The sequence below is a fragment of the Amycolatopsis sp. CB00013 genome (assembly GCF_001905755.1).
Classification (GTDB): domain Bacteria; phylum Actinomycetota; class Actinomycetes; order Mycobacteriales; family Pseudonocardiaceae; genus Amycolatopsis; species Amycolatopsis japonica.
In genome coordinates, this window is record NZ_LIWC01000005.1 from 716,189 (window position 1) to 731,691 (window position 15,503).

Genomic DNA, 15,503 nt, shown 5'->3' on the forward strand with positions numbered 1-15,503 from the left:
TCACCAGTACTCGTCCGGCAGCTTTCCCTCGATGTCGCGGGTGTGGCGGCGAGCGCAGGTGGGACACATCCAGCGCACGACGTTCTTCTCACGGGTGGAGACCCAGGCGAGTGTCTGCGCCGGCTCCTCGTCGACGCCGCGGGTCCGGCCGCACAACGAGCAGCCGACCGGGTCGTTCACGACCGCCGTCCGCAATGGACCGTCTTCGCCCCTTGCAGGAACAGGTCGTGGCGGGCGCCGAGGAAGGCCGGGTTCGCCGGATCCACCAATGCGGCCACGGTCTCGTGGTCGTCGTCGGCGAGGCGGTCATTTGCCACTTCGTTCAGCCAGGTCAGCCGCTCGATGATGAACTCGCGCAGCAGTTCCGGTCCGGGCGCCGGATGGTGGATGAGCACGCCGAAGGAATCGACGTCGGCGAGACCGGCCCGCTGCAGCGCGATGTTCCAGCCGTAGGGCATGGAAACGGAGCCAGGGATCCCTGCCCGCATCTCGGCGAACCACTCACCGCGCGCGGCGAGCAGCCGCTCCTCCAGCCCGGGCCGGCCGATGCCGAGATCCCAGGGAAGACAGTTGAAGTCCAGGCCGCCCTCGGAGATGGCGACCAGGCCGCCGGCGCGGGCGAGCCGGGCGAGGGTGTCGATGGCCGCCTGCTGGTCGGGCAGGTGGTGGACCACGCGGGAAGCCCAGACCAGATCGGCGGGCGGAAGCTTGGCGGCCAGCCCGCCATCGGCCACGTCGGCGTGGATCGTCTCGACGGTGGCCCTGTCGCCCGCGGCCGCGCGGACGACGCGGTGCGCTTCGGCGAGCAGATGCTCGGTCGCGTCGACCAGCACGATCTTGGCACCGACGGACGCGAGCTCCTCGGTGAAGAGCACACTCATCCCGCCCGCGCCGCAGCCGACGTCGAGAATGGTCGGGCCTTCCGGCATGCCCTTCAGCAACCGTCGAGCCGCCTCCCGCATCGGCTCGGCGTCGAGCGCCTCAGCCATGCGAAGCGATCGGAGCCGGTCAGCCCAGTCGATGTCGTCGTGCGTGTGTACGGCCATTCCCCCAGTGAACACCAAGCCGCCCCGACCCACGCCCAAAAGGGAGCGGGGGACCTTTGCTACCACCGTGCCGTGGTAGCAAAGGTCCCCCGCTCCCCCGAGTGGTCAGGCCTGAAGGCGCTCGGCTCGCCGGGTCGCCCAGCGGGCGACCTTGGTCCACCTGCGTGCGGCGCGCGGGCCGCTTCGAGCCCGCTGAGCGCGGACTCCCTCCTCGAGGTCTCGTATTCGGGCCCTGGACAGTTCTTCATAAAGCAACATTTCGCTGGTCTCCTCGACCTTGATCTCGTTCAATTCGGTCGGCGCGTGAATTCCTGTCCGCGCCTCGTAATCCCTGGTGGTGATGAGTTCGACGGTCATGCCGCAGCGCTCCGCTCGACCTTGCGCGCGACGGGGCGAGCCTCGGCGGCGGGCTCGACGACCGGGTTCTTCCGGGGGCGGCCACGGGGCCGCTTCCGCGCGACGACAACGCCACGCTCGAAGATCTCGCCACCCCAGACACCCCACGGCTCACGCCGGGAAAGGGCGCCCGCGAGGCAGGCGGAACGGACCGGGCAGTCCGCGCAGAACGCCTTCGCCCGCTCGAGCTCTGCCGGCGACTCGGCGAACCAAAGGTCCGCGTCGCCCGAACGGCAGGGAAGCATCGACTCAGGCGAGTCGATGGCGTCGAGCAGGTCTACGACGCCGGCGTCGGCGAAAGGCAGAGCCTCCCCCGGCGCGAAAGCTATGGCCGATGACATAAGTGCACTCCTCTGTCCCGTAACGGATTTCTTACTCACGGTGGAACTGGACAACGCTGAACCCCAATTAGGTTGTGCAGCCAACTTGTTTGTGCAGCAAAAACACGAAGGCCGCGGATCCGGTAACCCGGTTCCGCGGCCTTCGTGAGCCTCTGGTCCTGACTAGGTCAGGAACTTCGCTCCCGTATGGACAACGGAACACGGAACTGCTTGATGACCGGCAGATCGACGCCACCGTTCTCGTACGCCCCACCGATGGCGGCAGCGTGCGAGAAGGTCTTTTCAGCGGCGATCCGGCCGAGGTCGAAACGCTGGGTGCCGCGGGCGGCGAGGATGCTCACGGGCACAAAGGTGCCCTGGCGCTGAGCCTGCGGGACTTCCGCGACGCAGGACAGACGGGTGCCAGGGTTCGTGAGCATCATGTTGATCGTCATTTCACCGGCACCACCTTTCTCTGTCGCGCGCGAACCGCCCGGCGGTCTACGCTGTGTTGTAGATGTTCTTCCCCAGTCCGGGCTCTTCCCGCCCGGTACCTGCAGGTTATTGCCCCCGGCCGCACCGGGGCAACTTATTTTCCAGAAAATCCGTCGAAGTTGCGAAGATCGGCTCTGAGCAGCGGGTTCGCCGCGTGGATCATGCCTGGAACGCGGTCAAGGCCCCACCGAGGCCCGCACGACGTCGAGAACCTCCGCGCCGAAGCGTTCGAGCTTCGTCGCGCCGATTCCGGAGATGGCGCACAACGCCGTGTCATCGGTCGGCCGCTGCTCGGCGATGGCGACCAGCGTCGCGTCCGTGAAAACGACGAAGGCCGGCACCTTGAGCTCACGCGAACGTTCCCCCCGCCAGGACTTCAGTTTCTCGAGCAGCTGCTCATCCACGTTGGACGGGCAACGGGAGCAGCGGCCCAGCTTGATGTCGAGCGTCTCCGGCAACGGCCCACCGCACACCCGGCACCGGGCCTTGTTGCCGGACTGCTTCGGCTGCTGCGAGCGGGCCACCCGCGCTGCCGGATGGTCTTCGGGGATGAGGCCGTAGAGGAAGCGGCTCCGTCGCCGATTGCGCCGATTTCCCGACGTCCTGGCCAAAGCCCACGAGAGCGAGAGGTGCTCTCGCGCCCGAGTGACGCCGACATAAAAGAGACGCCGCTCTTCCTCGATGGCCGCGTCGTCGCCATCGGCATGGAGGATCGGCATGGTCCCTTCGGCAAGCCCGACGAGGAACACAGCGTCCCATTCGAGACCCTTCGCCGCGTGAAGCGAGGCCAGGGTGATGCCCTCCACCGTCGGCGGATGCTGCGCTGTCGCCCGCTGCTCGAGCTCCGCGACGAAACGCGGCAGATCCGCGTCGTCGACGGTGGAAGCCAGCTCCTCAGCCAACTCGACGATCGAGAGAAGCGCGTCCCATCGCTCTTTCGCCGCGCCTCCGGCGGGAGGCTGGTCCGTGAGCCCGACCTTCGCGAGCACGGAGCGGACCCGGGTCACCAGCTCTCCGGTGTCGGCGTCGGTCGACGCCATCCGCAACGCGGACATCGCCTGCCGGACCTCCGCCCTGGCGAAGAACCGCTCGCCGCCACGGACCAGGTACGGGATACCCAACTCGGCCAGAGCCTGCTCGTAAGCCTCCGACTGGGCGTTGACGCGGTAGAGCACCGCGATCTCGCTCGCTGTCACTCCGCTGTCGAGCAGATCGCGGATCCTGCGGGCGACGGCCGCGGCCTCTGCGGTCTCGTCGTCATATTCGGCGAACCGCGGGACCGGCCCGGAAGGACGCTGGCCGATCAGTTTCAGCCGCGACCCCGCAGGACGGCCACGCGCGGCGCCGATCACTTGGTTGGCGAGAGCCACGACCTCGGGAGTCGAGCGGTAGTCCCGCTCGAGCCTCACGACCGTCGCCTCGGGAAACCGCCGTGTGAACTCCAGCAGCGGCCGGGGAGAAGCACCACCGAACGAATAGATGGTCTGGTTGGCGTCGCCGACGACGGTCAGGTCGTCGCGGCCACCGAGCCAGGCGTCGAGCAACCGCTGCTGCAGCGGCGTGACGTCCTGATACTCGTCGACGACGAAGCAGCGGTAGCGCTCGCGGAACTCCTGGGCCACCACCGTGTGCTCCTCGAGGACCGCGGTGGTGTGCAGAAGCAGGTCGTCGAAGTCGAGCACCTGTGCGGCGTTCTTGACCTTCTCGTAGTTGCGGTAGACCTCCGCGACCTGCGACGCGGGCGCCGGTGTGTCCCGCTGCGTACGCGCGGCGACCGCCGGATAGTCGTCCGGAGATACCAAAGAGGCCTTGCTCCACTCGATCTCACTGGCGAGGTCGCGCAGGAGCTCCGTCTCGGTGCCGAGCCCGGCCTTGTTGGCGGCTTGGCTGATGTAGCGGAACTTGTTCTCGAGGAGTTCCCACGGCCGGTCACCGACCACCTGTGGCCAGAAGTAGCGCAGCTGGCGGCGGGCGGCGGCGTGGAAGGTGAGCGCCTGGGCGGCGTCGACGCCCAGCCCTCGAAGACGCGTGCGCATCTCACCCGCCGCGCGAGTCGTGAAGGTGACCGCGAGAACCTGACCAGCGGCGACGTGCCCGGAACGGACCAGGTGGGCGATGCGGTGCGTGATCGTCCGCGTCTTGCCGGTCCCCGCTCCCGCGAGGACACAGACCGGCCCCCTCGGGGCGCAGGCGGCAGCGCGCTGCTCGGGATCGAGCCCATCGAGCAGGCCTGGACGACTCTTCGGGGACGATGCGCTAACCACACCCCGATCCTCGCAGAGGGCCCGACGGGATCGGCGCAGGGCACGCGGCCGTATCCTGGTCACATGGCGGGAAAGCAGGACAAGGAAGCAGCGAAGCTGGCCAAGAAGGAGAAGCGCGCCGCGAGCAAGGCTCGCCGCGGGCAGATCTTCGAGGCCTTCAAGATGCAGCGCAAGGAAGACAAGGCGCTCATCCCCTGGATGGTCGGATCGCTCCTGGTCATCACCGGTGTCGTGTTCGGCATCGGGTTCATCTTCGACGTCCACTGGGTCGTGCTGCCGCTGGGCATTCTGCTCGGCGCGCTCGCCGCCGTGATCATCTTCGGCAGGCGGGTTCAGAAGACCGTGTACTCGAAGGCCGACGGGCAGCCCGGCGCCGCGGCCTGGGCACTCGAGAACATGCGAGGCCGCTGGAAGGTGACGCCGACCGTGGCGGCCACGACCCAGCTCGACGCCGTGCACCGGGTGCTCGGCGGGCCGGGTGTCGTGCTCGTCGCCGAGGGGGCGCCGCACCGCGTGAAGTCCCTGCTCGCGCAGGAGAAGAAGCGTGTGTCCCGCCTGATCGGTGAGACCCCGATCTACAACGTGATCATCGGGAACGAAGAGCAGCAGGTGCCGCTGAAGAAGCTCCAGGGCTACCTGATGAAGCTTCCGCGCAACCTCAAGCCCGCCCAGGTCGACGCGCTGGAAGCGAAGCTGGCCGCCCTCGGCAGCCGCGGTGCCGCCATGCCCAAGGGCCCGATGCCCGCCGGCGCGAAGATGCGCAACGTCCAGCGCACCATCCGCCGCCGCTGATCAAACGAGTATCAGGGGTCCTTTGCTACCGCTAGGTGGTAGCAAAGGACCCCTGATCCGTCTTCGGGCGAAAAACTGTCGGTGGGTGGTCGCATGATCACTGTGTGGACAGAACTTCGAGCGCCCGCCAGAAAGTGCTGGCAGCGATGTTCCCGGACGGCGTGGCCGCCCGGGCGAAACTTGTCGCCCTGGGGTACTCACACTCCTCGATCTCTCGGTATTGCCGAGAAGGCGGACCGTGGAGGCGTCCGATACCCGGCGTCATCCTCCTGACCAACGCCACACCGACCAAGCATCAGCTCTTGAAGGTCGCACTGACTCACGCGGGCCCGGAGGCGATGCTCACCGGCGTCCAGGCCGCCAGGTTGTACGGAGTACGAAGACTCCCGCCAGAAAGACGTGCGCACACTTTGATCCCCCACCGGAGCAAGGTGGCCACTTGGGGATTCGCCGTCGTAGAACGAACCATCCATCTGCCGGAACCAGTGGAAATCGACGGACTGCCCGTCGCCCCGCTCGCCCGGGCCCTGATCGACGCGGCGCGACGTATGGACGAACTCAAGTCGGTGCGGGCCATGATCCACGATGCGGTCCATCGCGGACTCTGCACTCCTGAGGAACTTCGAGACGAGCTTGCCCAGGCCAGCACGATCGGCTCCGCGCTCCCCCGAATCGTCGTCAACGCCCTCCAAGATGGGGTCGGCTCTGCTGTCGAGCAGTGGCTGGAGTCCGTCCTCGATCGCAGCGGCTTGCCCCGGCCCACACAGAGGGCGGAGCTGCGAACTTCAGACGGAGCGGTGGTCGGGGTCGCCGACGCCTGGTGGTCGCAGGTCGGCGTCGCCTTGCAGGTTCGCCATGACGAGGTCGCTCTCGAACCGGACAAGTTGCCCACGATGCCGACACTGGTCGCTCCAGGCCTCATCGTCGTCCAGGTAAGCCCAGCACAGCTGCGTGACGAGCCGCTGGTGGTGATCCAGGACCTGCGAGCGGCACACCGCCGCGCTCGGCAACGACCGCCTCCAGACCTCGGGAGCGTTCCCGCGGCACCGGCCGCCTGACCACGGCCGGTCCCGGCAGCGGCATCTCCCGACGAGAGCAAAGGTCCCTTGCTCCCCTCCGAGGTCAGCGCATGCGGATCACGACAGTCCCGGTCAGCCGGTCGAGCCAGCTTCGGCCGTCGATGTTGCGGATCGCGGCCGGAATGATCACAAAGGTCAGCGCCGCGCGCACGACCGCGCGCCACACCCCGACCATCTGCGCGCCGTCGAGCCTGGCGACACGGATACCGACCACAGCCATACCGGGCGTGAAGCCGAAGAAAGCCGCGGGAATGACCGTGATCGCCGCCCAGACGCCGACCGACCAGAGGTTGAAGGTCTGCATCACAGCCGGATCTTGGAGACTGGGCGTCACGAAGAGGGTCGTGACCAGTGAGGCGAGAACCAAGTCGATGATCAGCCCGAGAAGGCGTGCGCCGCCGCCCGCCACCGAGCCGACACCCGATTGGGGCAAGCCGAGTCGCTCGCCACGCCACCGCTGCGTACCCTCGCCACCGGCAGTCGTCTCGTCACCGGCTCCGGGCAGCCATTCTCCGGTCCATCTCGCCACCCATCCAGGGTATGCCGGTGGCGCGGGCCACATTCGCCCTGGTCGACTACCCGATATCGCCGCCCCGTTAACACCGGCGAAACATACGGGTGACGGTCGGGCAACACCGCGCTCTTAGCGTGAGCCGAAGAGAGTACTGCCGCCGGCAACGAACGAGAAGGAGTCACCGAGGGTGCCCACTACTCCAGACGACATTCAGCGCCTTATCGCCGACGAGAACGTAGAGGTCGTCGACGTCAGGTTCTGCGACCTGCCCGGCGTTATGCAGCACTTCACCGTTCCGGCGAAGGCGTTCAACGAAGAAGCCTACGAAGAAGGCCTGGCCTTCGACGGCTCCTCGGTGCGTGGTTTCCAGTCGATCCACGAATCCGACATGCTGCTCCTCCCGGACCCCGAGACTGCGCGTATCGACCCGTTCCGCAAGGCGAAGACGCTCTCGCTGAACTTCTTCGTGCACGACCCGTTCACCCGCGAGGCGTACAGCCGCGACCCGCGCAACATCGCGCGCAAGGCCGAGCAGTACATCTCCGAGTACGGCGTCGCCGACAACGTGTTCTTCGGCCCGGAGGCCGAGTTCTACATCTTCGACTCGATCCGGTTCGAGTCGGCCGAGCACGCCTCGTTCCACGAGATCGACTCCGTCGAGGGTTGGTGGAACACCGGCGCCGACGTACCGGGCGGCAACCAGGGTTACAAGACGAAGTTCAAGGGCGGCTACTTCCCGGTCCCGCCAGTCGACCACTTCGCCGACCTGCGCGACGAGATCGTCCGCAACCTGCAGGGCTCCGGTTTCGAGATCGAGCGCGCGCACCACGAGGTGGGCACCGCCGGCCAGACCGAGATCAACTACAAGTTCAACACGCTGCTTCACGCTGCGGATGACCTGCAGCTGTTCAAGTACATCGTGAAGAACACCGTGTTCGCCGCCGGCAAGACCGCGACTTTCATGCCGAAGCCGCTCGCCGGTGACAACGGCTCGGGCATGCACTGCCACCAGTCGCTGTGGAAGGACGGCACGCCGCTGTTCCACGACGAGTCGGGGTACGCGGGCCTGTCCGACACCGCCCGCCACTACATCGGCGGCCTGCTCAAGCACGCGCCGAGCCTGCTGGCCTTCACCAACCCGACCGTCAACTCGTACCACCGGCTCGTGCCGGGCTTCGAGGCGCCGGTCAGCCTGGTGTACTCGCAGCGGAACCGGTCGGCTTGTGTCCGTATCCCGATCACGGGCAACAACCCGAAGGCCAAGCGCGCCGAGTTCCGGTGCCCGGACTCGTCCGGTAACCCGTACCTCGCGTTCTCGGCGATGATGATGGCCGGTCTCGACGGCATCAAGAACAAGATCGAGCCGCCGGAGCCCATCGACAAGGACCTCTACGAGCTTCCGCCCGAGGAGGCCCAGAACGTCAAGCTCGTTCCTGGCGACCTCGGCGCGGTTCTCGACGCGCTGGAAGCGGACCACGACTACCTGCTCGAGGGTGGCGTGTTCACTCCCGACGTGATCGACACGTGGATCTCCTACAAGCGTGAGAACGAGATCGACCCGCTGCGGCTGCGCCCGCACCCGTACGAGTTCTCGCTGTACTACGACGTGTGATCGTGCGGTAAGCAACACCAAGAGCACGCCGGTGGTGAGGTGCAAAAGCGCCCTCACCACCGGCGTTTCTTATTGGTCTTTCGCGGTACGGCTACTCCGAAGTGGAAAGAACCTTCAGGTCGACGCCTGCCCGCTCGATGCGGCCGCGCGGGTCGTCCACCAGTTTTCGGCGCTCGAGATCCATCAGCCCCAGCGTGCACGTGATCTCCGCGGAGAGGGTGCCGTCGACCTTGTAGATGTTCGAGTCCATGTGGAAGGTCTTGCCGGTGCCGAACTTGGCGTCGCAGGTCACGTCGACGACATCGCCCGCACGAAGCTCGCGCCTGAACACGATATGGGACTCGAGCAGCACGAACGCAAGATTCGCATCGCGCATACCTGAGTTGAGGCCGCCGGCGAGCTCCATCAGCTCGAGTCTGGAGACCTCGCCGTAGGAGTGGTAGACGGCGTGGTTGAGATGGCCAAGGGTGTCCAGCTCGTAATGGCGCACCTTGATCCGGGTGCGAAATGGCTCGCGCACAGTCACCGGTCCACTGTAAGTGCCGCTCCCCCTCCTCGACCCCGAGTGTGAGCAAGGGACCTTTGCTGTCACCTCGTCCGTTCCGCACGGGGCGGTAGCAAAGGTCCCTTGATCACTTACCGCAGGTCAGAGTGGGTCAGCCCTGGTAGAAGAGCGTCTCCACGACCGCATGAGCACGTCGCGTCGTCCGACGATAGGCGTCGAGGAACTCGCCCGGATCGTCATCGGCCGAGTAGCCGAGCACTCGCGCGACCGCGGCCAGGTCTCGACCGGAGCTGGGGATCTCGTCGACGGCCTTGCCCCGGACCAACATCCCAGCATTCCGAACACGCGTCGCCAGCAGCCAGGCCTCGGTCAAGGACTCGATCTCGGCGGGCTCGGCGAGCCCCGCCCCAGCCGCCGCTTTCAAAGCCTCGATCGTCGAGGTGGTCCGAAGCCCCTCGACTTCATGCCCATGGCGCAGCTGCATGAGCTGCACAGTCCACTCCACATCGGCGAGCCCTCCGCGGCCGAGTTTCGTGTGCCGTGTCGGGTCGGCGCCCTTGGGCATCCGCTCCGTCTCCACTCTGGCCTTGATCCGCCTGATCTCCCGCACTCGAACCCCGTCGAGGCCTTCTTGCGGGTACCGAATGGGATAGATCATCTCGATGAACCGAGCGCCAAGATCCTCGTCACCGGCGATGAACCGCGCTCGGAGCAGCGCTTGCGATTCCCAGACCTCCGCCCAGCGACCGTAGTAGCTGCGGTAAGACTCAAGGGTCCGCACCAACGGGCCGCTTCGCCCCTCCGGACGGAGATCAGCGTCGACGACCAGAGCAGGGTCGGGGCTGGGGGCACCGAGGATCTTGCGCACCGTCTCGGCGACCGAAGAAGCGAACTTCGCTGCTTCGGAGTCCGACACTCCTTCGGTCGGCTCGCACACGAAGAGAACGTCCGCGTCAGATCCATAGCCGAGTTCGGCCCCACCCAGGCGTCCCATACCGATGACAGCGATCTTCGCGGGGGTCTGTCCGAGCTCGGCCTGACGCTGGCGGAAAGCAGCGGCCAAAGCACCTTGAAGCACGGCGACCCACACGCTCGACAGCGCCGCGCAGACCGCTGGGACATCCAGCAATCCCAGCAGATCCGCCGACGCGATTCGCAGCATCTCGTGACGGCGGAGCGATCTCGCGGCCGCGACCGCGGCGTTCAAACCCGGTTGCCGCCGCACCGCGGCTCGCAGGGAGGTGGCCACCTCTGCCGGGGTGCGACCGGCCAGCCGCGCGGGATCACCGAGCAGCTGCAGGACTTCGGGTGCTCTGGCCAGCAGGTCGGGCACGAGGCGCGAGGTACCCAGCAGAAAAGCGAGCCGCTCGACTACTGCGCCTTCGTCCCGGAGAACCCTGAGGTACCAAGGCGTTGCCTCAAGCGCTTCGGAGACCTTCCGATAAGACAGCAGCCCACGGTCAGGGTCCGGAGTGTCGGCCAGAAGGTCCAGCAAGACCGGCAGCAGAGCCTGCTGGATGGCCGCCCGGCGCGACATTCCCGCGGTCAAAGCCTTGATGTGCTGCAGGGCACCGTCCGGAGCGGCATAGCCGAGCGCGGCGAGACGACTCTCTGCCTGTTTCGTGGTCAGCCGGAGCGCTTCGGTCGGGACGTTCGCGACAGACTGCAGCAGGGGCCGGTAGAAGAGCTTTTCGTGAAGCCGTCGGATGCTCTGCAGGTGGCGGCGGAACTCCGCCAGCAGGACGTCCCCTTCACTTTTGCCCCGAGCCGGTCGCACACCGCTCGCTCTCGCGATCGTTCGCAGCTCGCTGACGTCCGAAGCAGCAGGGAACAGGTGCGTGCGCCGGAGCCTGCGAAGCTGAAGTCGATGCTCGATGGTCCGGAGAAATTCGTAAGACGATGCCAGCTCCGCGGCATCCTTTCGGCCGACGTAGCCGCCGTCACCCAGGGCTGCGAGTGCGTCCATCGTGGACGGAGAGCGCAGCTCCGCGTCGATCCGACCGTGGACCAGTTGCAGCAGCTGCACCGCGAACTCGACGTCCCGGAGACCTCCGCGCCCCAGCTTCAGCTCTCGTTCGGCGTGCGCGGAGGGCACATGCCCTTCAACGCGGCGCCGCATCTTCTGGACTTCGGGGACGAAATTCTCGCGATCGGCCGCTGCCCACACCTTCGGCGCGACCATCTCCGCGTACTTACGCCCGAGCTCGGCGTCGCCTGCCACCGGGCGTGCTTTGAGCAAGGCCTGAAACTCCCAGGTCTTGGCCCACTTTTGGTAGTAAGCGGCATGTCCGTCGAGGGTCCGGACCAAGGCGCCCGCCTTGCCCTCCGGACGCAGCGCCGCGTCGACCTCGAAACAGGCCTTCCCGACCACGCGCATCATCGTGCTCGCCAACCGCGTGGAGACCGACAGATCTCCATCGCCGACGAAGATGACGTCCACGTCGCTCACATAATTCAGCTCTCGACCACCGCATTTGCCCATCGCGATCACGGCGAGCAGGCCTTCGACACTGGCCCCCACCTCAGACTCCGCGACCAGCAGCCCCACGGTCAGCGCGGCCTCCGCCAGCGTGGTGAGCTGGGCTCCGATCTCGGCATAGGGGGGCTGGCGAAGGCCGGGTTCGACCAGATGCCCGAGGTCGGCCGCTGCGATGCCGAGGAGCAGCTCGCGGTAGCCGACGCGAAGAGCCTGCTCCGCCTCAAGCCCGGTGAGCACCTCGCCTTCCGGACGTAGGTGGCCGAGGAGACTGCTCACGTACTGATCCGGCTCAGTGCTCTTCTGCCCTTCGAGGGCCTTCCAGCAGCCGGTGTTCGAGACCATGAAGTCCGCGAGTGCGCTCGAAGTGCCCAAGACACCGAGCATTCGGCCGCGGAAGGTGCGATTGGCGCGCAGCGCCTGGTCGAGCCCGTTCCAGGCGGCTGGGTCGACTTCCCTGATCCGATCCAGGCCGCTCAGTGCGAGATCGGGATCCGCGGCGCGGGACAGTGCGGACAACACGTCGGCGGCGGAACCGTCCGGGCCGGATTCGGTCCACCAACCGGCAGCACGCAGCTGCCCGTCGGCACGGGGATCGGTGAAGCCGTATCTCGCCACGGAAGCGGTCGGCCTGGCGCGCTCAACCATCGGCTTCCACCGTAGTCGCCCTTCCGCCCGGAGCCAGACGGACGCGCAAGGGATCAAGGGACCTTTGCTACCACTTCGGCTCGCGCGGTAGCAAAGGTCCCTTGCTCCCTGCTAAGCGGCGATCCTGCCGACTTCCTGTTCCGGAACGGGCGGGGCGGGGCTGGTGAAGCTGCTGGCGTTGACGGGACTCCGCCGGGAAAGGAGGTAGATCCCAATGCCGATCGCGAGGCCCGCGACGCCAACAGCGATCGTCCCCACCGTGCCGGTCGAGGTCACGAGGCCGGCACCGGCGCCGACGATGGCGGCTGCCGGAAGGGTGAACAGCCACGCGACCACCATGCGGCCGGCCGTGCGCCAGCGAACCGGTGACTCATTCCTGCCCACTCCGGAGCCGACGATCCCTCCGGAGCAGACGTGAGTCGTCGAAAGTGGAAAACCGAAGTTCGTCGAGGCGAGGATGACGGCCGCCGAGCTGGTCTGCGCGGCGAAGCCCTGCGGGCCATCGATATCCGTCAGGCCTTTACCTAGCGTGAAGGTGATGCGCCAGCCGCCCAGGTATGTGCCGAGCGCGAGCGCCAACGCCGCGCTGACGATCACCCAGAGCGGCGGCCCTGCCCCGGCGGGGAGGGTTCCGGCGGTGATCATCGTCAGTGTGATGACGCCCATGGTCTTCTGCGCGTCGTTCGTGCCGTGAGCGAGCGAGACCAGCGAAGCCGAGATGATCTGGCCGACTCGGAAGCCGGCGGTGCGGCCGCGGCGGACGAAGATCCGATAGACGAAGTACGTCACGATCATCGCGACGAGGCCTGCCAAGACGGGCGACAGCGCCGCCGGGACCAGGACCTTCTCGACGATCTTTCCGAAGTGGACGGAGTCCGTTCCAGCGGACACCCACGTGGCGCCGATCAGTCCCCCGAACAGCGCGTGGGACGAGCTGGACGGTAGTCCGACGAACCAGGTGACCAGGTTCCAAACGATCGCCCCGACCAGGCCACCGAACACGATCGCAGGCCCGATCTTGGTGTCGTCGACCAGTCCATTCGAGATGGTCTTGGCCACTTCGACCGACAGGAAGGCGCCGACCAGGTTCAGGACCGCGGAGATCGTCACCGCGACCTTGGGACGCAACGCCCCGGTGGCGATCGACGTCGCCATCGAGTTGGCCGTGTCATGGAACCCGTTTGTGAAATCGAAAATTAGGGCCGTGACGACGACGAGCACGACCAACACTGAGGGCTCCACCCCGACCTCCGAACCCTTCGAAACTCCCTTCGCAAGGTACCTGACAGGTAGACCCGAGTGTTAACAACCCATACGTATTTGAGACATAAGTCGTTAAGCCATCGGCAAAGTACGTTGACGGTCCGCAGCCGGAGCGAGGTCACCGGACACCAGTCGGACGAAGCGTTGGGCGAACGGCCGCCAGGTTTCGGTGATATCGGCATGCACCCGGGCCAGGTTTTCCGGGGTCAGTACGTCCGGCCGGGTGAGTTCCGCCATTTCCGGTGCCTGCCGCGCCCAGTCGAGGACCACCTCTGGCGTCGTCTCGATGTGGAACTGGACTCCGTAGGCACAACGGTCGAATCGGAAAGCCTGATAGGGATACCGCGGAGAGGAGGCGAGAAGCTCGGCTCCGGCAGGCAGCCGCGTGATCGCGTCGTTGTGGAACTGCAGGACATCCTGCATGAGCGGCAGGTCCGCGAACAGCGGGTCGGTCCACGCAGCGTCCTTCTTGGACACAAGCCCCGGACCGACTTCGGGGCCCTGATCGCCAGTGGCGACGCTGCCGCCCAGCGCCACCGCCAGGAGCTGGCTGCCGAGGCAGATCGCGAGCGTCGGGATCCGCGCGCCGGCGGCCTTCGAAAGAAGCTTCCGCACGTCCGCGAGCCACGGATGAGCCTCGTCGTCGTTGGCGCCCATCCCGCCGCCAAGGCATACGACGCCGGCGTATCCGCCGAGATCGGCGGGGAGAGTCTGATCGGGCAGCAACCGGATGTCGAGCTCGGCGCCTGCCTCGGCGAGCCAGTCGCCGAGGGGGCCGATCGGATCTGATGCATCCGGCTGGATGACGAGCAACTTGGGAGCGGTCACCTCCCCAGCCTACGACCGCACCGACAGCAAGGGACCTTTGCTACCACGTGGGGAGGCGGCGATAGCAAAGGTCCCTTGCTCTTCAGCGGTCAGCAGGCGCAGCGCGGGGCGGGTGCGGGGGTGTGCGGGGAAGGCAGGGCGTCTCGCTCAACGGGATAGCCGGCAGCTTGCCAGGCGGTGATACCACCGGACAGGCGTTTGACCTTGAAGCCGAGCTCCGCGAGTTTCAGGGCCCCTTTGGTCGCGGCGTTGCAGTGAATGCTCTCGCAGTAGCAGATGTAGACGAGTTCGCGGTCCAGCCCGCTGACCGACTCCGCTGTCATGTCCCGGTAAGGGAGATTGATCGCGCCGGGGATGCGAGCAGACGCGAAGGCCTCGGGAGCTCTGGTCTCGACTACCACGTATCCCTGCTGGGCGCCAGAGGTGAGATCTCGGACCAGGTCGTCCGGGTCGACCTCGAGAGCGAGTTCAGCGCGAAGGTGCGCGGCCGCGGTCGCGCTGTCCAGAGCCGGAAACATCAGTGCGCGGGGTTCGGTCGTCATGGCTCAATCTTCGTGGTCAGTGATCATCCGCAACATCGGAGAATCCAGGTCTCGGCGGCGGCTAGCCTGGAGATCCCTGGCAGGCATGACGATCGACCTGGAGTTCTGTGAACCTCGATGATCTCGACTGGCAGCTGCTGGAACTGCTCCAGTCCGACGGCCGGTTGACCTATTCGGAGCTCGGCCGGCGGGTGTCGCTGTCCGCGCCCGCGGTGACCGAGCGGGTTCGTCGGCTCGAGGAGAAGGGGATCATCACGGGGTACTCGGCGAGCGTCGATCTGACGAAGCTCGGGCTTCCGATCGAGGCGATGGTTCGGGCAAGGGTACGCAGCCTGGACACGGCACGCTTCCGCGAAACCATCCTCGCATTACCGCAGGTGCTCGACGCCGACCACGTCACGGGTGACGAGTGCTGGTTCGTGCGAGTCGCCTGCCGGAACACGGCGGAGCTGGAAGAACTCGTAGAGCGGATGCAGCGCTACGGCGAGACCACCACTTCGCTGGTCTTCTCGTCGCCTGTGCGCCGGCGCGCGGTCGGCCGAGAAAGCTGCTGAGCGACTCCGCGGGGGAGCAAGGGACCTTTGCTACCACTCGGCGGGGCAGACATGAAAGAAGGTCTGGGACCTGGGAGAACTCTCGGTTCTCAACCAGGTCCCAGACCTTCTTTCTAATGTTAGTCCGGCGGTGTCCTACTCTCCCACAACCCTTCGGTTGCAGTACCAT

16 protein-coding genes are annotated in these 15,503 nt (G+C 66.6%); 4 read left to right on the forward strand and 12 right to left on the reverse strand.

Annotation, left to right across the window (positions count from 1 at the left end; genetic code table 11):
- The 6 genes from AMK34_RS33330 to AMK34_RS33355 all read right to left on the reverse strand — a co-directional run bounded on the left by AMK34_RS33330 (position 1) and on the right by AMK34_RS33355 (position 4,521).
- Positions 1-180 carry a hypothetical protein gene (locus AMK34_RS33330; RefSeq protein ID WP_038524339.1) on the reverse strand — a complete coding sequence of 60 codons (180 nt, stop codon included), beginning with the start codon at positions 178-180 and terminating at the stop codon, positions 1-3.
- Positions 177-1,046: a class I SAM-dependent methyltransferase gene (locus tag AMK34_RS33335; RefSeq protein ID WP_073847978.1), complete on the reverse strand. Its 870-nt coding sequence runs from the start codon at positions 1,044-1,046 to the stop codon at positions 177-179. Before AMK34_RS33335 ends, AMK34_RS33330 begins: the two co-directional genes overlap by 4 nt.
- A 105-nt stretch (positions 1,047-1,151) precedes the next feature.
- On the reverse strand, positions 1,152-1,403 hold the full coding sequence (locus AMK34_RS33340; protein WP_038518781.1) for a hypothetical protein: 252 nt from the start codon (positions 1,401-1,403) through the stop codon (positions 1,152-1,154).
- Complete coding sequence (locus AMK34_RS33345) at positions 1,400-1,783, reverse strand: WhiB family transcriptional regulator (RefSeq protein WP_007033873.1); 384 nt, start codon at positions 1,781-1,783, stop codon at positions 1,400-1,402. Before AMK34_RS33345 ends, AMK34_RS33340 begins: the two co-directional genes overlap by 4 nt.
- Before the next feature lie 167 nt (positions 1,784-1,950).
- Positions 1,951-2,217: a hypothetical protein gene (locus AMK34_RS33350; protein WP_038518784.1), complete on the reverse strand. Its 267-nt coding sequence runs from the start codon at positions 2,215-2,217 to the stop codon at positions 1,951-1,953.
- Between the two features lie 216 nt (positions 2,218-2,433).
- Positions 2,434-4,521 carry an ATP-dependent DNA helicase UvrD2 gene (locus tag AMK34_RS33355; protein WP_073847979.1) on the reverse strand — a complete coding sequence of 696 codons (2,088 nt, stop codon included), beginning with the start codon at positions 4,519-4,521 and terminating at the stop codon, positions 2,434-2,436.
- Between the two features lie 63 nt (positions 4,522-4,584).
- Between AMK34_RS33355 and AMK34_RS33360 the strand changes: the two genes are divergently transcribed.
- Both AMK34_RS33360 and AMK34_RS33365 read left to right on the forward strand, forming a co-directional pair.
- Complete coding sequence (locus tag AMK34_RS33360; RefSeq protein ID WP_016331624.1) at positions 4,585-5,313, forward strand: DUF4191 domain-containing protein; 729 nt, start codon at positions 4,585-4,587, stop codon at positions 5,311-5,313.
- 431 nt (positions 5,314-5,744) lie between these two features.
- Positions 5,745-6,371 (forward strand): hypothetical protein, encoded by a 627-nt coding sequence (locus AMK34_RS33365; RefSeq protein ID WP_241832917.1) that lies wholly within the window; start codon positions 5,745-5,747, stop codon positions 6,369-6,371.
- Between the two features lie 64 nt (positions 6,372-6,435).
- On the opposite strand, the gene AMK34_RS33370 is transcribed toward AMK34_RS33365, so the two are convergent.
- Positions 6,436-6,921, reverse strand: a complete 486-nt coding sequence (locus tag AMK34_RS33370) for an RDD family protein (protein ID WP_241832918.1) — start codon at positions 6,919-6,921, stop codon at positions 6,436-6,438.
- Between the two features lie 172 nt (positions 6,922-7,093).
- On the opposite strand from AMK34_RS33370, the gene glnA reads away from it, so the two are divergent.
- Complete coding sequence (glnA, locus tag AMK34_RS33375; RefSeq protein WP_073847981.1) at positions 7,094-8,518, forward strand: type I glutamate--ammonia ligase; 1,425 nt, start codon at positions 7,094-7,096, stop codon at positions 8,516-8,518.
- Positions 8,519-8,609: 91 nt separating this feature from the next.
- Here the strand turns inward: glnA and AMK34_RS33380 are convergent, their stop codons facing one another.
- The 5 genes from AMK34_RS33380 to AMK34_RS33400 form a co-directional block, all read right to left on the reverse strand.
- The gene (locus tag AMK34_RS33380; RefSeq protein ID WP_020633826.1) at positions 8,610-9,044 is read right to left on the reverse strand and encodes an acyl-CoA thioesterase; all 435 of its coding nucleotides are present in this window, start codon (positions 9,042-9,044) and stop codon (positions 8,610-8,612) included.
- A 130-nt stretch (positions 9,045-9,174) separates the two neighbouring features.
- The gene (locus AMK34_RS33385; RefSeq protein ID WP_073847982.1) at positions 9,175-12,147 is read right to left on the reverse strand and encodes a bifunctional [glutamine synthetase] adenylyltransferase/[glutamine synthetase]-adenylyl-L-tyrosine phosphorylase; all 2,973 of its coding nucleotides are present in this window, start codon (positions 12,145-12,147) and stop codon (positions 9,175-9,177) included.
- Between the two features lie 111 nt (positions 12,148-12,258).
- A complete protein-coding gene (locus tag AMK34_RS33390) occupies positions 12,259-13,377 on the reverse strand; it encodes an inorganic phosphate transporter (protein WP_083650071.1) in 1,119 nt (372 codons plus the stop codon).
- Positions 13,378-13,482: 105 nt separating this feature from the next.
- On the reverse strand, positions 13,483-14,238 hold the full coding sequence (locus AMK34_RS33395) for a type 1 glutamine amidotransferase (protein WP_073847983.1): 756 nt from the start codon (positions 14,236-14,238) through the stop codon (positions 13,483-13,485).
- A gap of 89 nt (positions 14,239-14,327) precedes the next feature.
- Complete coding sequence (locus tag AMK34_RS33400) at positions 14,328-14,780, reverse strand: rhodanese-like domain-containing protein (RefSeq protein ID WP_083650072.1); 453 nt, start codon at positions 14,778-14,780, stop codon at positions 14,328-14,330.
- Between the two features lie 107 nt (positions 14,781-14,887).
- On the opposite strand from AMK34_RS33400, the gene AMK34_RS33405 reads away from it, so the two are divergent.
- Positions 14,888-15,334, forward strand: a complete 447-nt coding sequence (locus tag AMK34_RS33405) for an Lrp/AsnC family transcriptional regulator (RefSeq protein ID WP_073847984.1) — start codon at positions 14,888-14,890, stop codon at positions 15,332-15,334.
- The last annotated feature ends 169 nt before the right edge of the window (positions 15,335-15,503 follow it).

What these genes read in the sequence shown, in the direction of transcription:
- AMK34_RS33335 (WP_073847978.1), bottom strand. Translation starts at nt 1,046, where the DNA reads ATGGCCGTACACACGCACGACGACATCGACTGGGCTGACCGGCTCCGA.
- AMK34_RS33340 (WP_038518781.1), bottom strand. Translation starts at nt 1,403, where the DNA reads ATGACCGTCGAACTCATCACCACCAGGGATTACGAGGCGCGGACAGGA.
- AMK34_RS33345 (WP_007033873.1), bottom strand. Translation starts at nt 1,783, where the DNA reads ATGTCATCGGCCATAGCTTTCGCGCCGGGGGAGGCTCTGCCTTTCGCC.
- AMK34_RS33350 (WP_038518784.1), bottom strand. Translation starts at nt 2,217, where the DNA reads ATGACGATCAACATGATGCTCACGAACCCTGGCACCCGTCTGTCCTGC.
- AMK34_RS33360 (WP_016331624.1), top strand. Translation starts at nt 4,585, where the DNA reads ATGGCGGGAAAGCAGGACAAGGAAGCAGCGAAGCTGGCCAAGAAGGAG.
- AMK34_RS33385 (WP_073847982.1), bottom strand. Translation starts at nt 12,147, where the DNA reads ATGGTTGAGCGCGCCAGGCCGACCGCTTCCGTGGCGAGATACGGCTTC.
- AMK34_RS33400 (WP_083650072.1), bottom strand. Translation starts at nt 14,780, where the DNA reads ATGACGACCGAACCCCGCGCACTGATGTTTCCGGCTCTGGACAGCGCG.